This is a genomic window from Alteromonas lipotrueae, from assembly GCF_019249215.1.
GTDB classification, from domain to species: domain Bacteria; phylum Pseudomonadota; class Gammaproteobacteria; order Enterobacterales; family Alteromonadaceae; genus Alteromonas; species Alteromonas lipotrueae.
Genome location: NZ_JAESDI010000008.1, coordinates 129,086 through 147,355, shown reverse-complemented (window position 1 = coordinate 147,355; position 18,270 = coordinate 129,086). Strand labels below are relative to the sequence as shown.

The window sequence follows — 18,270 nt, the reverse complement described above, 5'->3', positions numbered from 1 at the left end:
TCCATTAATATAGCGGTATTCTTGATAGAAAAGTAGACCATTTGGTCAAAAAATTGCTTTAAAAAAAAGGCTTCCCTGAGAATAGCCCCTGATTTGGTAAGCAAAACTGCATACTTGTTGATGTCATACAGGCAAGAATCGTGCAAGGTTTAATATAAAGAACACGAAGTTAAGTAGAGGTAACGGTATAGTGTTTACGTTTTCTGTTTTACGCTAAAACCGTGATAACGTAATACAAACGGATGCCAGACGTGTAGTGAAGGATAAAATAACAACGATGATCAAATTAAGAGACACAGACGCAGGAGTAGGCGCCACAAACAAAAGAAACATTCTGCAGGCGGCTGAAAAATGTTTCGCCCAGTTCGGTTTCAAAGGTACTGCGGTTCAAAAAATTGCAGATGAAGCGAAACTGCCTAAAACCAATGTGCTTTATTATTTTAAAACGAAGCAAGAATTGTATGTGGCAGTGTTAGAAGAAACACTGTCGTTGTGGAATTCCCATTTCGACAGAGCCACTGTAGATGACGACCCCGCTGAAGTGTTAGCAGCGTACATTACAGAAAAAATGGAAGTATCTCGCACCCATCCCCAAGCGTCTAAAATATTTGCGATGGAAATTATTAACGGTGCGCAGAACTTAACCGGTTATTTTGATGAAGAACATGCCAAATGGATGGAAGGGCGCTTAGCACTTATCGACCAGTGGATTGAAGTAGGTAAACTTCCTCAGCTTGATGGCGAATATTTACTTTACACTATTTGGGCTAGCACCCAGCATTATGCAGACTTTTCTGCTCAAATTACCCGTCTTCGTGGTCGTAAAATGATTAAGGCCGATTTTGAAACGGCCACACGCCAATTAATTCAATTGGTGCTAGGTGGGTGCAACCTGCCAGTGCCAAGTCGTTATATTGAGAATATTGATGTCGAATAATTCCCATACTTACCCTCGCGACCTTATAGGTTACGGGGCTGATGTACCTAAGGCCAATTGGCCGAACGGCGCTAAAATTGCGCTCCAGTTTGTTTTAAATTATGAAGAAGGTGGTGAGAACTGCGTGCTTCATGGTGATGCGCACTCCGAAACCTTTTTGTCTGAAATAATTGGGGCACAAGCATTTAATGATAGACACCTTAGTATGGAGTCTATTTACGAATACGGCAGTCGAGCGGGGTTCTGGCGACTTCATCGTTTGCTCACCAGCTACAATATTCCGGTAACGGTTTTTGGTATCACTATGGCCATGCAACGTCACCCAGATGCCGTGCAAGCCATGTTAGATGCTAAATGGGAAATTGCGAGTCACGCTATGCGTTGGGTGCATTATCAAGATATGGATGAAGCGACTGAACGAAAAGAAATAGACGACGCTATCATGTTGCATGAGCAACTTACTGGCAAGAAGCCGGTTGGCTGGTATACAGGGCGTACCAGCCCTAACACGCTCAAATTGATAGCTGAGCGTGATGACATACTTTATTGTGCCGATTCTTATGCCGATGATTTACCTTATTTTGATAATCATTACAGCAAGCCCCTTTTAATGGTGCCTTATACGTTAGATACCAATGATATGCGCTTTGCTGCTCCACAAGGTTTCAATAGTGGCGAGCAATTTTTTCAATATCTAAAAGATGCATTCGATGTGTTATACGAAGAGGGCAGTGAAGCACCTAAAATGCTTTCGATAGGCATGCATTGCCGTATTTTAGGGCGGCCAGCGAGAATGGCGGCATTGAAACGTTTTATTGAATATGTGCAATCTCACGACAAAGTGTGGCTTGCTACTCGTGAAGACATTGCGAGACATTGGTTAGCAGAACATCCTTTGGTTGAAAAATCCCAGTAAAGTGTAAAGCTATAAGAAGCAAGCTACGCTATATAAACTGGAGATATAAAAATGAAAGTAAAAATTGCCTTGTGTTTATTAACAGCGCTCGTGTTAACGGGCTGTTCGAAGCTAAATCAGGAAAACTACGACAAATTAAAAATGGGTATGTCTCAAGATGAAGTGTCATCGGTGATAGGGGCTGCAGATAATTGCGCAAAAACCATGGGCGCAGTGTCTTGTATTTGGGGTAACGAAGAAGCGAAGCACGTAAAGATAGTCTTTATGGGTGATAAAGCCGTTACCTTTAGCTACGACGGTTTAGAGTAGGGGTAGAAAGCCCAATCTATGTAATTTACATAATCTAAGTAGCCTAAATAGATTACGCAAAACACAAAAAAACGGTGAAGATTATCTTCACCGTTTTTTTATATGCTAAGCATAAGTCTGCGCTTGTTATTTTAGGTCAAATATATAGCGCAGTATAAACACACCCGCTAACACGTAGGTTAATCCGCTCACCTCTTTGAATTTCCCTGTGCCCATCTTAATACCGACATAAGTAATAAACCCAAGGGCAATACCTTCGCTGATACTAAACGTTAGTGGCATGGCCAACAGTGCCACTGATGCGGTAGCCAGTGCGCCCAAATCATCGAAATCTATCTGACGTATGGCTTCCATCATCAATATACCCACCATAATGAGGGCAGGCGTCGTTGCCATCAACGGAATAACTTTCATTAATGGCGTAAGGAACAAAGCGAGCACAAAGCACAGTGCAACTACTACTGCAGTTAACCCTGTTCTACCACCTGCAGACGCCCCAGTAGCAGACTCTACGTAGCTGGTTACCGGTGAAGTGCCAATAAAAGCACCCACTACACTAGCTGATGCATCAGCGGTCATGGCAGGCCCTATTTTAGGTAATCTACCGTTTTTATCTAGAAGGTTCGCACGGCGAGAAACCCCAATTAAGGTACCAATGGTGTCGAACATGTTCACAAACATAAGCGCGAATATTAAGTCCCATGTCTCAGCGATATGATCAATAGGATACCAAAAGTCCATTGCCATGAAGGTGTTCGAAATAGGTTCCGGCAAGCCGATAATGGCTTCTGGCGTTGCGGTTAACATGCCATTTTCGGTAGGTACGAAAGCACCAATCACCGTTAGCACCACGATGGAAATAAGAATACCGCCAGTTACTTTTTTTACTACCATGACAATGGTAAAAATAATTCCAAGTAGCGCTAGCATTACCGCAGGGTCAGATAAATCACCAAGACTCACAAAGGTGGCAGGATGGTCGACAACCAAGCCCGCATTTTTAAGCCCAATAAAGGCAATGAATAACCCTATACCGCATTGCACACCAATTTTTAGAGCCGGAGGAATAGACTCCGCAATTTTAGTTCTTACCCCGGTTAAGGACAGAATTAAAAAGAGAACACCGTTCCAAAAGACTATTCCAAGCGCGGCTTCCCACGGGATTTCTCGAGATAAACAAATTGTAAAAGCAAAAAAGGCGTTTAAACCCATACCAGGCGCAAGTGCAATGGGATAGTTAGTCATAAACGCCATCAATAAAGTACCCAAGCAGGCAGCGAGCGCGGTTACCGTAATTAATCCTTCGATAGGCATGCCACTTAAGCCAAGGATCCCTGGATTTACCACTAAGATGTACGACATGGCGGCAAAGGTGGTTAGCCCCGCTACCACTTCTGTTTTTATTGTGGTTCCATGCGCCTGAAGCTTAAACAGGCGCTCTAATACGTTATTAGACATGTAGATTTCTCTATGCGTTGAGTCATTTATCATTATTTGATGTTGCATGAAGCAAAAACTTGACCACTTAGTCAGTTTGTTGGTGCGTTTTGTGCTACGGTAATCATAGCCAGAATACGCAAAGTCAGTGGTACGCCAGTGAAATCAACTAATAAAGGTTTTAAAAACCGTCTATTTCACATCGGAAGCGTTATAACAACGCCTGACTAAATCAACGCTAGAAAAGAAGTTGCGCACTAATTAAGATCAAGTTGCATCAAAATGGTGCGTTTCTAACTGTGAGGGGCCATGTCGCTATCAACAATAATTCAAAAACTCCCGAAGGCTGAACTGCACTTGCATATAGAAGGCAGCCTAACACCTGAGCTTATGTGGCACCTGGCAAGCAAGCATAGTATCACGTTGCCATATAAAAGCATTGAAGAGATAGCTGCCGCCTATCAATTTACTAATCTTCAAAGCTTCCTCGATATATATTATGCCGGCGCGGGCGTTCTCATTGATGAAGATGATTTTTACGCATTAATGTGGGCGTATTTCACTCGCTGCCACGAAGACAACGTGGTACACACCGAAATCATGTTCGACCCGCAAACCCATACCGCAAGAGGGATAGGGTTTGAAGTTTTCATGCCCGGTTTTTTACGTGCCATGAAAGATGCACAAAAGCAGTACGGTATTTCCAGTTATTTAATTATGTCTTTCTTAAGGCACCTACCAGAAAGCGATGCCTTCGCCACACTTGAAGCCGCCAAACCTTATTACAGTGTCATAGACGCGGTTGGCTTAGACAGTTCTGAACTGGGACATCCGCCGTCTAAATTTGAACGGGTATTTAAAGAAGCGCGAGCACTTGGTTTTAAAATAGTTGCCCATGCAGGTGAAGAGGGCCCGCCAGAATATATTTGGGAAGCGTTAGACTTGCTTAACGTTGACCGGATTGATCATGGTGTAAGATGCCAGGAAGACGAAAAGTTGATGGCTTACATTAACGATAATCAAATTCCTCTTACCGTGTGTCCGTTGAGTAACCTGAAATTGTGTGTGGTAGATGACCTAGCCAAGCACAATATTTTATCGTTACTCGATGAGGGCTTAATGGTCACAGTGAATTCAGACGATCCGACGTACTTTGGTGGTTTTTTAAATGATAATTATATTGCATTGTGTGATGCGCTACCTGTAACAGAAGCACACGTGAAGCAACTTGCTATCAATAGTTTTACGGCTAGCTTTTTACCGGATGACATTAAGCAACGACACATTGCTCACATACATTCTTTAACAAGCTAAACTGTTAAGCCGCTTATTGCTTCTTTCTAAGCGTGGGCGGTAGTCATTTCAGATTTAGTGGCATCGATTACTGATGCCAACGCTTCAACGTGTGCTTCAATCTCATCCCAATCGTCTGTTGTCGATAATATTTCAATGGATGAAGCTTTCTGGCGTAGTACCTCGGCACCCACATCACCTGAAACCCCCTTAATAGCATGGCTAGTGAAGCGAACTTCTTCGCGATCTCTATTTGTAACCGCTGTAGTAAGCGTTAAGTATTTTTCATCGATTTGATCAATAAACATCTTTGCAACGCGTTTCAAAAGATCGTGGTTTCCCGCTAAACGTTGTAATGCTTTTTCATATTGCCAAAGCGACGTACTATCAAAATTCATAACGTTTTTTGCCTTATAAGCCATTTAAAAAGTGTAAGTAGTTAATTTACAGTTAAAACTTAAATTTAAAATTTAATTGTGGAGCTATTTAAAGTAAGGTTGTCTATTGTTTTATTAAATTCACCTTTAAGTTTCTCTTTGTGGTTGTGATAGTATTTGCTGTACACGTTGATTTATCAGTTAAGCCTTGCGTACATAATCTATTATCGCAATACTAATAATATTAGCATAGACGAATATATACTAAAGGCTAATAACAAAAAGTATAACGTAGTCGATACTAAATAGAGAAAAAAGTAAATAGGAAAAACGACAGCTATGGATATGCGTGCGCAAAAAGTGCTTATTGTTGATGACGAACCTGTAAATATTGTCATTTTAGAATCGGCTGTAAGTAGCTTAGCGAACGTAATTAGTACCAGCGACAGTCAAGAAGCCCTTCAACTTGTCCAAATTCATAAACCCGATTTAATTGTTCTTGATATCAGTATGCCTAAGCGGTCAGGGTTTGACATCTGTAGGGCAGTTAAGGCTGATTTGGGTTTACGAGAAATTCCGATACTCTTTGTTACATCGTTTACCGACAGTGAAAATGAGCGAAAAGCACTCGCATTGGGTGCTATTGATTTTATTGCTAAGCCCATTGATATCGAAATTTGTAGGATGCGGGTAAAGAATCACCTGCTAATGCAACGCCAAAAATCACAGTTATCTACTTATAACGAAAGAGTACTCGAAGAAAAAGAGCAGCTAAATATTACACTTAATGCTATCGCTGATGGGGTTATTGCCACAGACGCAGAAGGTCTTGTGACTTTTATTAACCCGGTTGCTCAGCGCTTAACTGGCTTTAATGAGTTTGAAGCGTGCGGGCGAATGGTGGATGACATTATGGAGTTACGAGATGCCACGACTAATGCTGAAGTGATTAACCCAGCGTTATATACCATGAAGGTTAAGCGGCCTGTTGCTATGGCGTTCAACGTAAAGTTAGTTAGCAAGCAAGGTAAAGAGTGTAGGGTAGAAGATACAGCATCCCCTATTTTAGACACGCAAGGAAACGTCAAAGGGGCCGTGGTTGTATTCCAAGACGTGTCTGAATCTGTGGCAATGGCTGTACAAATGACCCATGTCACTAATCATGATCAACTTACCGGCCTGCCTAATCGCGTGTTATTGCACGACAGAATTGTTCAGTGTATTCATCGCACCGACACGGCACAGCCAAGTATCGCACTGTTACTAATAGATATTGATAATTTCAAATATTTAAACGACGCGCTCGGCCACAAAGTCGGCGACTCCATTATTTTATCTATATCGAAGCGCCTTCAACAAGCATGCGGTAAGTCTGCAACGTTAGCGCGGGTTGGTGGGGATGAATTTGCATGTTTATTAGCCGATGTAGGTAGTGGTTTAAGTGCCGATGGGGTGGCAATGAGTTGTTTGCAAAGTGCAAGGGAGCCTATTCACATTGATGGTCGGCATCACCAACTTAGTTTGAGCATTGGTATTAGCTTGTTCCCTCAAGATGCTTCTAGTGCAGAAGAAATGATGCGGCATGCAGACACTGCCATGTATCGCGCGAAAGCGACTGGTAAAGACAAGTTCAGTTTCTTCTCGAAAGATCTTCAACTGGCTATGCGCAAACGAGTTGAAATGGAAGTAAAGCTTCGCACAGCACTTGATAACAACAGCTTGGCATTATTTTTTCAACCTAAATATGATTTAAACTTAAACAAAGTCGTTGGCGCAGAAAGCCTCGTTAGATTGATTGATGACGATGGTGGTATTGTTTCACCAGATGAATTTATTCCGCTGTCTGAAGAAACGGGGTTAATTCACCGCCTAGGTAAGCAAGTTTTGGTAAAAAGCTGTGAGTTTATTGCTAAGTGTGTTGAAGCGAATAAACCGCTTAAAATTGCGGTTAATGTGTCAGCACAGCAAATAGCAAACCCTAGCTTTGCGAAAGAAGTTGAAGAAGTCATTGTCTCGACCGGAATCGACCCAAAGTTGTTAGAGCTAGAGGTAACAGAGTCAGCACTAATGGCCGATTTCGACCTAACGCGAAATATGTTACTGGCGTTGTCCTCATTAGGGCTTACGTTAGCACTAGACGATTTTGGCACCGGCTACTCAAGCTTATCCTACTTACGTCAGTTTCCTTTAAACGTACTTAAAATTGACCGATCGTTCGTAAAAGATATGGATAACGAACCCCAAGCGCTTGATATTGTGACTGCTATTGTTCGTCTCGCCAATTGTCTTAATATGATTCTAGTGGCAGAGGGGCTTGAAACCGAATTGCAGTTTCATACGCTTAGGCAGTTAGGCTGTGAATATGGTCAAGGCTACTACATGTGTAAGCCGATATCAGAAAATGAATTTACCACACGGTTTTTAAATCAAACGACAATAATGACGTAACAGTAAATTTTAAAAATATGAAAAGATGGAAGTTTCTCCTTTTTGGGTTAATATCCCGTAAGTAATGTTGTAATATGAGACTACTACGGTTTGCCCCTCAATTTCTTAAGATAGTCCTGTTAAATTTATGCAGTTAGAACTAAAACCATACTCGGCATGTAAGGTACTCGTGGTCGATGATGAGCCTATTAGCAGAATGCTTCTTACCTCCATACTCGAGCCTTTCGTTACCTGCATTGCTGCTTCAAACGGCAAAGAGGCAATTGGCCATTGTGCTATACACAAGCCTGACCTCATTCTGTTAGATATGAACATGCCTGATATTGACGGTCTTACCGTATGTCGTACTTTAAAAGAAAGCACTGAATCAGCCCACATACCTGTTATTTTTGTTACCTCTACTATTGACGTTGAAACCGAAAATGAGTGTTGGGAAGTGGGGGCCTCAGATTTTGTGTTGAAGCCGGTTACCGCCTCTACACTAGTGCATCGCATAAAAAACCACTTGCAAGGTAAGCTACGTACAGATTTGCTTGAAAGAATGACCTTTCACGATCAGTTAACAGGCTTATACAACCGACTGTACTTAAGTAATGAAATTCCATTATTAGTAAAGCAAGTTGCTCGCGACCATGGAACTGTCGGTATCATCATGATGGATATCGATTTTTTCAAACTCTATAACGATAATTATGGTCACCTTCAAGGGGATATCTGCCTTCAACAAGTGGCAGGGGTTATTGGTGAGCATGCGCGCCGTCCCAAAGATGCAGCCATTCGATTTGGTGGTGAAGAGTTTATGCTGGTATTACCTTACACCGACATGAACGGGGTTAAGAAAATTGCTGAAGACATTGTGGCTGCAATAAGAAGTGAGAATATCACGCATTATGCCGGCAAGGGGGGGAAGCTAAGCCTCAGCGCGGGTTTTGCGGTGAGAGCTGCTAATGAATTGCAAGATAATGGTGTATCTTCTCTTATAGAGTCAGCTGATATTTTTCTCTTCGAAGCCAAAGAGGCTGGGCGTAACCGCGCTATCGGTTAAATGGTGTTACCCTTTTCACAACTAGCCTATTGTTTAATTTTTTTTATTTGAAATAACCACTATCATTGCCGTAATGGAGCAGTGTAAAAACTGTAGTGGCTCTTCTGACCCTCAGGGGGCTTCTTGATTTTGATGGCGGTTTGCTATGTCTCAACAATTCAATAGTAAAGAAAAGTACCCTATTTCCGTTTCATCGACGGTACTTAACTTCGAGAAAGTGCTTAAATCCGGTTGCGACATATTATCCATGCAGCAAGGTATACTTTTACATGTTACTTGCGAACATATCGACGTGATCGCCAAAGCCGATGTTTCTCTTGCACCTAACCAACTACTCCTACCCCCTTTTCCTGTTGATATAACCTCCCTTCCGGCTGGCCAGTTCGCAAGCTGCGGTGAGGTTAAGCAGTGGGCAGAGCAAAATTTATCGGCGAAAAACTATATTATTGGCCGTGTTCATCGTGTTGGTAACTATCACCTTGTGTTAATGCTGGTAAACAGTGTGGAAGGTATAGATTTTTCTTTCGATAAAGGGAAGTTATCGTTACTTGATAACTGGCTAGAAAGCGTTTTACAAAAAGAACGTGGAGCAGACGATAATTCAATCAAACATGCTGAGTTATTTGAAAAGTTGCAGTCAGTGGCAAACATAGGTGTATGGGAAGTTGATATTGCCGACAATGCACTTTTTTGGTCTTCTCAAACCCGTGTTATTCATGAAGTGCCTCAAAATTATACGCCAGAACTTGGCTCAGCAATTGAGTTTTATAAAGAGGGGGCAGATCGCGATGAAATTACAAGGTTGGTTAATCACGCGATAGAAACAGGCGAACCATGGACCGCTACCTTGCAGATAATTACCGCAAAGGGAAACCCGGTGTGGGTAGAAAACCACGGTATGGTTGAAATGTTTGAAGGTCATTGTGTTCGGCTTTTCGGTACGTTTCAAAATGTTGATAAGCCGGTAAAGCTTCGCTTGGAACTTGAGGAAAGACAGAAAGACGCAGAAGCTGCATTTAAAGAGCGGGGTCACTTGTTATCTCGTATCAGTCATGAATTAAGAACGCCGCTAAATGGTATTACGGGAATGCTACAGGCCATAAAGTTCGAGCAGCGAGTGAATATTCGAGAGCGAAAAACGGATTTAGCACTTAAGAGCGCCAGCCGCTTACTGCTGCTAATAGATGATGTTTTAGACTACACTGAAATTTCCAGTGGCGAGCTTGTACTGAAGAAAAGTCACTTCTGCGTGCGTGCAATGGCAGAAGAGTTGATTGATGTATTTAAATCCTTGTGCAAAGAAAAAGGCCTTCGTTTATACGCGGTTTTGTCGTTCCCCGAGAATACCTATATAAATGGTGATGCCAATAGAATAGGGCAAATTATTTCTAAGTTACTGCACAACGCCATTAAGTTTACTTCACGAGGGCACATTTCCATCCAGTTAACACTTAGAGAAGCGTTAACTGAGCCTAACTTGCTTATTTCTATAGAAGATACGGGGGAGGGAATGGATGAGGTCACTAAAACCTCGTTGTTCACTCCTTTCATACAAGGGCAAAAGCAATCGGCAATTAAAGGCAGTGGAACAGGCTTAGGGCTTTCTATCGTAAAACAGCTAGTTGACAAAATGGATGGCGAGATAGATATTCGCTCTGAAAGGAATGTAGGCACTACCTTTGATATTGTCCTTCCTGTCACCCTGACAGATGCTAAACAAGGCCTGCTTGACCACGACGATGCCCTACCATCTAGTTTACTCACTATCCCATTGTCTATTCTGGTGGTGGACGATAACGATATTAACCGCATTGTGCTTACTTCAATGTTGGAAAAATATAACTTTATTGCCGATGAAGCTGAAGATGGTGAAGTTGCAGTACAGAAAGCCAGAGAAAAAGACTACGACCTTATTTTCATGGATTGTGCTATGCCGGTGCTTGATGGGGTGTCAGCCACCAAAGTCATACTTGAAGAGGGGTTGATGCACAGCCAAGGTAGCATTATTGCAGTTACGGCTAATACGTCAGAAGATGACAGAAAAGCGTGTACAGAGGCGGGAATGTCAGCGTTTTTATGTAAACCAGTCGACCAACGCAAAGTCACGTTAGAACTTAAGAAAGCCTTGCTAAGTAAGTCACTTGAAATGCATCAGTGACAGCGGGCCCCGCTGTCACCTAATATTCATTTTTTGACTATTGCTTAACCGGCATGTCAGTTTTCACTGTATCCCAGTTTTTTGTAATTTCTTCAATAACCACAGCGCCTACAGCGTATGCTGCTTCTACTGCCGACTGCAATGCCGCGTAGCCTTCCCCTGAACTCTCTAGCTCAAGATTTTTCGCTGCGGTCAAACCTGCAGGTTGCATGGTAAAGTTACTGGCAGTACGAAGAATAAGTACACGGTCTTTATCAACCAAGTTAGCATTGTCTAAGTAAGTAAGCGCTTGTAAGGTGGCTGAATCTTCCATGCCTGACGTGACAAAGTTACCTTTGCTTTGTGTCCAGTAGCCCACCCAATCGTTAGCCCAGTCATTAAGTAATTTGCCGTGCCAAAATGTAGATGCCGATAAATGTGAACCCGTCATAATGGTTGGGGCAGCAAGGGCATTAGGGTACCCCGTATAAGTCGCGCGCAATTTATCCATGGCGGGTGTATTGGGTAACGCTGTATCTTTTGTAAGGTTAAACGCCCAGTCTCTTAAACTGGCATTTAAAATGTAAACCTCGCCGTTAGGCGCTTGTTCTGGGTTTACCGATGCGGCGTTAGCATAAGGTGAGTGAGTGAAAAGCGGGAAGTAGCCCGTTTTCCAGTCACTTGGAATTTCACGTGCATCAATTTGATGAGCAAGATCGCCGTCAACCACATAGTCAGTCCATACTGCAGAGCCAATGGTGCCGTCAGCAGGATCCATACCTGCAATACCGGCTACAAGCCAGTAAGCATGCGTTAAGTCGAATCTAGGATCTAGACCAAGTGCCATAATAGCAGCCGAGGCGCGGGCTATACCCATTCCCGTTACAATACCTAATACCCCGGTTTCTTCATTAACAAAAATATCATGGTGAGCATGGGGCAGGGCATAGCGGGTTGAAAGCTTTTGGCCTTTTTTCCAAAGTTGGAATTCACCAGGTTTGTCACCTTCGTCTTCACCAATTTCAAACATGGCAACCACAACGGCTTTAATCTCAATAGGGGAAGTATCGGTTGTTTCAGCGCAGTGACCAGCAGAAGCGAAAAAAGAAAGGGCGAGAATAGCATTAGCAAAATAGCGCATTAATAATTGTCCTCTTAGGTATAAAAAAAGGTAAATCTACGAGGGTAGATTTACCTTTATAACATTTTTTATTACAACAGCTTATAATGCAGTGTCTTAGAACTTATAAGCGAACTTCGCGCTCCAATGACGTGGTAGTTCTGGCAACACAACTTGGCTACCGAACAAGTCAGGGAAGTTAGCGCGGAAATAACGCTCATCAGTTAAGTTCTTAACAGTAAAGTTTACAGACCAGTCATCTGCCTGATAAGAAACACCTGCATTCACTAGCGTGTACGCTGGAAGCATTACCGAAGCAGAGAAGCCAGAAGCTACTTCTTCAACGTCAACTACACTCACGTTAGCCGCATAACCGTTTTGGAAGTCGTAAGTTGCCGTTACTGTGTACACGTTTTCAGGGATACCCGCTTTACGTGCATCAGTGTTAGCAAAGCCTTCACCAATTAAGTTCAAGCCAATCACGTTACCACCAAACACGAGCGACGGATCGGTAAGACTTGTTAAGTCTTCAGCACCAAGGAAACCAAACTGGCTACCATTTTCAAGTGCAGTAAGGTTAATAACCTTAATGTTCGTGTAGCCTGCAGACATCACTAAGTTTTCGTTAACAACCCAACGAAGTTCAAATTCAGTACCTTTGTTGTTTGTGGTGTTGTTAGTAACCGTGTTTTGGCTGCTAAAGTCGGTTCTTTCCATTTCAAATGAAGAAAGTGCAAAGTAAAGGGTATCGTCTAGCAATGAACCTTTAACACCGAACTCGAATAACTCAGACGTATCGAAAGCACCGTCTTCTAGTTGGCCAACACCAATTTCTGCACCTTGACCCGCAACAATCGTTGCTTGCTCAGCAGCCGTGATGTAAGGAATTAAGCCAAACGGAAGTTCGTATGAAATACTGGTATTCCAAGACCAACCGCCTACTGTATCCTCAGCATATACAGGTACTTCATCGCCAGTTGCGCCAAGTAGCAGGTCGGTACGTGAAGTCGTTTCGATATCAATGGTGTCGTAACGTACACCAAGCACAAGATTTAAGCCCCAATCCCAAGTAAGGTCGGTCATGGCACCAATACCTAAATCAAGGTAGTTACCTTCATCGTAGTTATCGTAGTTCATACCAGAGCGAGTAGAAAGCAAGCGTCTATCAAGCGCCGATGATGCCATTGTTAGGTCACGACGGTTAAAGTACTCGTACGTAAAATCATCACCGTGTAAAAAGTCGGTGTAACGAATTGACGGAGAAATTTGGAATTGTGCTAATAGGCTATCGTTTTCATATTCGGTAGCGAAAACAATCTTATCTTCAATTACCCAGCTATCGTGGAATTGAGAGAAGCCATACGCATTTTCGTTAATGTTATCGTATGAATCGTAGAAGAACTGGTTACGAATTTCCCAGTTGTCTGCGTAATAGATGGTATCGAAGTAGAAAGTAATCGCTTCGTTACCCAATTGGTCATCTGGTGCAACCAATACTTGGCTACCGCTTAGGGTAGTAGTACCTACGTTTTCAAGTGCCATTAGGGCAGTGGCTTCATCATCGGTAAATGCAGCACCAGGCACGTAGAAGAAGCTGTTACCCGCAATATTTACTGCGCCATACTCTTCGTGACTAATTGAGCCGTCGCCGTCTGTATCAAGTGGCTGTGCAGTACCAGTAATATAAGTACCGTCGTCGATTAGCTCTTGTGTTAAACGGTTCCAACCAGCAACTTGGTTACCATCGTAATCGTGGTACATACCACCAAATTCAACACGAAGGTTATCAGTAATATCTATGTTGAAAGCGGCTTGTAAAATAGTTTGGTCAGTTTGTGTGTTCTCGTAGTAACTATCTGAGTTTTCTACTTCACCGTACAGGTAATAACCGACTGTTTTATCGCCAACCTGTGCTGGACCACCAACCTCTGCCGTTAACACGCTCTTATCCCACGAACCCGTCGTGTAAGAGATTGCGCCTTCAGGCTTTTCTAAATACTGGCCAGATGAAGCACGGGCAGATTTAGGGTTAAAGTTTAAGTAACCACCAATTTTAGACGGGCCGTAAATTGGCGATGCTGGACCACGAACAATATCAATTCGGCTTGAAGCACCAATTGGCGTAGGGTAGTTACCTGGGTTATCTAGGCGTTTAACGCCACGGAAATAGGTTTCACCAGGCGTACCACGTACATCAAGTGAACCAGCTACACCAAAGAATGACTGGGTAAATGTACCAGGAGCAAATGCCACTAGTTCATCAATGTCTGAAACGTTAAAACGCTCCATTTGTTCTTGAGAAATCGTTGATGCAGAACGCGGTGTTTCAAGAATTGATTTTCCAAAACCAAAAACTGATTCAACATCTTGACCAGGCAAACTGCCCAGAGAGCCTGTTACTTCAATTTTTTCAACGTCAGCGTCTTTCGGCGCAGATTCAGCCTCTTGTGCAAGTGCGATTGAAGGCACTGACAACGTCAGACCGAATGCTAGCGCACGGGCTAGTGGGTTAAGCTTGAATGTAGTGTTAATCATGGTTTCCTCTATTTTTAATAACCTTTTAAAAGGCTTTTTATACTTTTTTATTTTTCTGTCTGGGTAAAAGCACAATGAGTGCCAGCTTCTTGTCCAGTTGGTCAGGAAGTAGAATAAATTTAAATTAATGATTTTATTGAGTTTTTTCTAGAGTTGGGAAAGTGGTGATGTTATCAAAATGTGAAGTGGAGCAATGCTGATGGCTCTCTGCACCAGCGTTGTGATATTTACCCTGCGTGTTGCACCAAATTTGCTCTTTATACTTCACTTTGAGTATCTGAGGTGACTTCTGCTGATTTTTGCGGTGCACGTGGCAAAGAAAGTTCTAAAATGATGGCAGTCAGGCCCGCAGAGGTTACGGGTGAAAGTAAAACGTTTTCCAGCCATGTAGGCAATTGCGATAATGCGCTGGGCACCATCATTACACCAATACTCATCCCTAATGCACACGCGGTGATCAAGCTACTTCTTCTATCTAACGCGTAGCTAGCAAGTAACTTCAAACCACCTACGGCCACCATGGCAAACATAACCAGTGTTGCCCCGCCCAACACCGGCTTAGGTATAGCTTGTAGCACCCCCCCCACAGCAGGAAAAAGACCAACAAACACAAACATGCCCGCCACGAAGAAACCCACTTTTCTACTCGCAATACCAGTTAGCTGAATAACCCCGTTGTTCTGCCCAAAGGTGGTATTGGGAAATGTATTAAAGGCACCCGCAATCATTGAGTTAAGTCCATCACCTAGAATGCCACCTTTAATGCGCGATAAATAAAGTGGGCCAGTCACGGGTTCTTTGCAAAATAGGCTATTCGCGGTTAAATCGCCTGCGGTTTCAATCGCAGTAAATAAATAAATGAGGGCAATGGGTAAAAACAAGGTGATATCGAAGCTAATACCAAACGCAAAGGGTTGGGGAACCGCAATAGCAGGTAGGGCATTTAAGTGAGAAAAGTCTAATCCTTTGGTGATCCACACATAGGCGGTACCCAATGTCATCCCCACAAAAATGGCCGATAGTCGTACCCAGTGATTATTCGACGCGTTTAAAAATACAATAATTAGTAAAACGCTTACCCCTAATCCTAAATTATCTAAACTCGCAAATGATTCAGCATTAAACCCACCTGCTAAGTCGGTCATTCCAACATTGATAAGCGATAAGCCAATGGCGGTAATAACAATACCCGTCGTTAGTGGTGTGATAATGCGTTTAAGTTGAGTAACAAATAAACTGAAAACTACCTCAACGACCGCCCCCGCTAGGGTTAAACCAAAAAGTAGAGATAAAATTTCTTCGCTACTGCCACCTTCATTTTTTACTTTCATGCCGGCCAATAGCAATGCACTGATAAAGGCAAAGCTAGTGCCCTGAATAGCCACTAATCCACTGCCCACTGGGCCAAATTTTTTCGTTTGAATAAAGGTGCCAACACCACTGACAAAAAGCGCCATGCAAATAAGGTAGGCCGTGTGCTCTGTAAGTCCCAGAGTTGCAGAGATAATTAATGTAGGCGTTATGACACCAATAAAGCTCGCCAGCATGTGCTGAACCGCAGCCGTTAAGCAAGCTGCCGCATTGGGTTTGTCGTGCAGGCTATAAAGTAAATCTTGAGGTTTCTCTTGCATGATTAATCCTTATCGTTGCTGCACAATTCGCTTTCAAACGTACAGATGAATGCGCGAAATTTTAGGGTAGGAGTGGTGACGTTATCTACTGCAACTAAGCGTTCAAACCCAGCAATACGTTGGTGATATAAAGCAAGCTGCTGCGCTTTTTCATCGGGTTGTAAAAAACTGTACTGCAAACTGTTGGTGCCTAATGTGAGTACTTCTTCCCAACTTAAGTTGAATTCGGTAACCGCAACATAAAACTCGTCGGTCAAGGTGGAATCGAACATACCTCTATCATCGGTAGATAGCGCGGTAGGAATACCTGTTCGCAAATATTCTGGAAAGGGGTGGGCATCGTAGCTGGGAATGTATTCAAGCAGTAAGTTCGAAATAAGGTTAATTTCTATAAGGTACTGGCCGTTTCTCATTAGCAATAGAGTATCTGGGTCGAAAATGGTATTTAAACCATGCCCAATGCGCTCTGCTCCAAGCAATAAGGTGTCTCGTACGTTTGTGTCTGCGGTTTCTGACTCACCAGCGTGAAAGGCCAATGAAACTTTAGGGTATTTGGCACGAAGCTTACGAAGTGTTGATGCAAACCGTTTCGGTTGCCCATTCATGTCATCTTCTCTGCCTACTAAATTAATACCCACGTACAAGTCTCTGTGGCTATCCACAAAGTCATAAATCCATTCTAGTTGCGCTTCGGCGTCGGGTAAAAAACGCACCAGAGCATATTGAAAACGAACAGTAACTTGCGTGGCTTGTGCCTCGTCGCTGGCAAGCATGTCGGTATAAATACCGAGTGCTTCGTCGGGCGTATAAGGGCTACCATCCGGTTTCTTTGTATAGCGAACATTCACTTGGGTTTCCAAATATTGCAGATTTTCCTTTTGGTAAGCTTGCATATTACGTAGCAATATTTTTGATACTAACGTGGGATTAGCCGTGAGCTCGTTTAACCGTTGCCAATGGGTAGAAAAGAATTCTTCTCGCCCTTCTGACGGAGTATGTAAGCGAATACTATCCATAAACTCGCGTTTTAAATTGTCATCAAGCAATCCTAATTCAGTGTAATTTTTCTGAATACACGGCGGTAACCTAGCCCATGTCGTTTTGCTGATGGTATGAAAGCGTAATGCACTTTGTTTGCCTGAATGGCATAGGGTGTTGCTCACCAGTGTGTAATAGGTATATCCCCCATTTTTAGTAGGATCTGCTGCCAGTTCGTACCACCATTCACTAAACCCTGAACCTGACAAGTGGTGATGTAAATCGCCTCCTTTTGGCATGGCTTGTAAAAATTGATACATCTGGCGTGGCGTGGCCGTTTGTTTAAAACTTTCAAACCATAAGGGCATTGAAAAAAATGAGGAAGTAGAAGAACTGGCTACTGAACTTGGTGTGGCAGCGCTTTTGATAGCAACGCTGGTAAGGCAGATAAAGACAACAAGTGGAAAAGATAACAAGGTAAGTCGCAAACGCATGAGTACTACAGCAGTGTTAAAATCATAATGCGTGAGGTTTGCAAGAAGCTGACCAGTTAGTCTATGGTTAAAAAGAAGGTTAACTCAATGATTAACGGGTAATTTAAGGTAAAATAAGCGAAGGGAGAAAATGACATTAAGTATACGCTGCACCAATGTAGTGCCTTTAAACGAAAAGCGCGCCAATATGACGCGCTCAAATTAACAGCAAGGCTTTGAAACTAATTAAAATTCAACGCCTTCGTCTAGCGTTACAAAGATAGAATGACGCACTTCGTTATACATGGCTTTTGAGCAATGACCTTCGCCTTCGGTGTCTTCGAGTAGAATAACATCGCCAGAACCAAACACATGGCGCTCACCGCTAGAAACAGTGAATTCTGCGCGACCTTTTAATATAAAAAGAAGCTGGCGTGCTGGCGCGGGGTGCCATTTAAAGTCATAGTCAGCAGGGGTTTCTCTAAAGATAATCTTATCGGCCCCAAACTTTTCTGACAACAGACCAATAGGTCCGCCATCCTTCAGTGGAATATCGATTTCACCAAAGTGGCTCTTGCCTTCATCGTCGTTATATATCCTTGCTATCTTCATCTTACTCATACCTGTTTCTTAT

The 18,270-nt window shown here is 42.8% G+C and carries 14 protein-coding genes; 7 read left to right on the top strand and 7 right to left on the bottom strand.

Annotation, left to right across the window (positions count from 1 at the left end):
• Positions 1-277 precede the first annotated feature (277 nt).
• The 3 genes from JKP82_RS11155 to JKP82_RS11145 are packed head-to-tail and all read left to right on the top strand — an operon-like array spanning position 278 to position 2,162.
• Positions 278-937, top strand: coding sequence for a TetR/AcrR family transcriptional regulator (locus JKP82_RS11155; RefSeq protein WP_218397072.1), 660 nt, complete (start codon positions 278-280; stop codon positions 935-937).
• The gene (gene puuE, locus JKP82_RS11150; protein WP_159531077.1) at positions 927-1,853 is read left to right on the top strand and encodes an allantoinase PuuE; all 927 of its coding nucleotides are present in this window, start codon (positions 927-929) and stop codon (positions 1,851-1,853) included. The genes JKP82_RS11155 and puuE overlap by 11 nt, the downstream gene beginning before the upstream one ends.
• A gap of 51 nt (positions 1,854-1,904) precedes the next feature.
• On the top strand, positions 1,905-2,162 hold the full coding sequence (locus JKP82_RS11145; RefSeq protein ID WP_159531075.1) for a DUF3862 domain-containing protein: 258 nt from the start codon (positions 1,905-1,907) through the stop codon (positions 2,160-2,162).
• 126 nt (positions 2,163-2,288) lie between these two features.
• Here JKP82_RS11145 and JKP82_RS11140 read toward each other — a convergent pair whose 3' ends face one another.
• Complete coding sequence (locus JKP82_RS11140; protein WP_218397070.1) at positions 2,289-3,620, bottom strand: NCS2 family permease; 1,332 nt, start codon at positions 3,618-3,620, stop codon at positions 2,289-2,291.
• Positions 3,621-3,908: 288 nt separating this feature from the next.
• Between JKP82_RS11140 and JKP82_RS11135 the strand changes: the two genes are divergently transcribed.
• Complete coding sequence (locus tag JKP82_RS11135; RefSeq protein WP_159531071.1) at positions 3,909-4,913, top strand: adenosine deaminase; 1,005 nt, start codon at positions 3,909-3,911, stop codon at positions 4,911-4,913.
• A 26-nt stretch (positions 4,914-4,939) separates the two neighbouring features.
• On the opposite strand, the gene JKP82_RS11130 is transcribed toward JKP82_RS11135, so the two are convergent.
• A complete protein-coding gene (locus JKP82_RS11130) occupies positions 4,940-5,290 on the bottom strand; it encodes an Hpt domain-containing protein (RefSeq protein WP_218397068.1) in 351 nt (116 codons plus the stop codon).
• A gap of 318 nt (positions 5,291-5,608) precedes the next feature.
• Between JKP82_RS11130 and JKP82_RS11125 the strand changes: the two genes are divergently transcribed.
• From JKP82_RS11125 to JKP82_RS11115, 3 genes are all read left to right on the top strand, one after another.
• The gene (locus tag JKP82_RS11125) at positions 5,609-7,717 is read left to right on the top strand and encodes a putative bifunctional diguanylate cyclase/phosphodiesterase (protein WP_218397066.1); all 2,109 of its coding nucleotides are present in this window, start codon (positions 5,609-5,611) and stop codon (positions 7,715-7,717) included.
• A gap of 127 nt (positions 7,718-7,844) precedes the next feature.
• Positions 7,845-8,762, top strand: a complete 918-nt coding sequence (locus JKP82_RS11120) for a diguanylate cyclase (protein WP_159531066.1) — start codon at positions 7,845-7,847, stop codon at positions 8,760-8,762.
• A gap of 145 nt (positions 8,763-8,907) precedes the next feature.
• Positions 8,908-10,920, top strand: a complete 2,013-nt coding sequence (locus JKP82_RS11115; protein WP_159531064.1) for an ATP-binding protein — start codon at positions 8,908-8,910, stop codon at positions 10,918-10,920.
• A gap of 37 nt (positions 10,921-10,957) precedes the next feature.
• Here JKP82_RS11115 and JKP82_RS11110 read toward each other — a convergent pair whose 3' ends face one another.
• The 5 genes from JKP82_RS11110 to JKP82_RS11090 all read right to left on the bottom strand — a co-directional run bounded on the left by JKP82_RS11110 (position 10,958) and on the right by JKP82_RS11090 (position 18,248).
• On the bottom strand, positions 10,958-12,040 hold the full coding sequence (locus tag JKP82_RS11110) for a purine nucleoside permease (protein WP_159531062.1): 1,083 nt from the start codon (positions 12,038-12,040) through the stop codon (positions 10,958-10,960).
• A gap of 96 nt (positions 12,041-12,136) precedes the next feature.
• The gene (locus tag JKP82_RS11105) at positions 12,137-14,554 is read right to left on the bottom strand and encodes a TonB-dependent siderophore receptor (RefSeq protein ID WP_218397064.1); all 2,418 of its coding nucleotides are present in this window, start codon (positions 14,552-14,554) and stop codon (positions 12,137-12,139) included.
• 257 nt (positions 14,555-14,811) lie between these two features.
• On the bottom strand, positions 14,812-16,185 hold the full coding sequence (locus JKP82_RS11100; RefSeq protein ID WP_159531058.1) for a uracil-xanthine permease family protein: 1,374 nt from the start codon (positions 16,183-16,185) through the stop codon (positions 14,812-14,814).
• 2 nt (positions 16,186-16,187) lie between these two features.
• Positions 16,188-17,657 carry an adenosine deaminase family protein gene (locus tag JKP82_RS11095; RefSeq protein ID WP_218397062.1) on the bottom strand — a complete coding sequence of 490 codons (1,470 nt, stop codon included), beginning with the start codon at positions 17,655-17,657 and terminating at the stop codon, positions 16,188-16,190.
• Positions 17,658-17,882: 225 nt separating this feature from the next.
• A complete protein-coding gene (locus JKP82_RS11090; RefSeq protein WP_159534555.1) occupies positions 17,883-18,248 on the bottom strand; it encodes a cupin domain-containing protein in 366 nt (121 codons plus the stop codon).
• Positions 18,249-18,270: the final 22 nt, after the last annotated feature.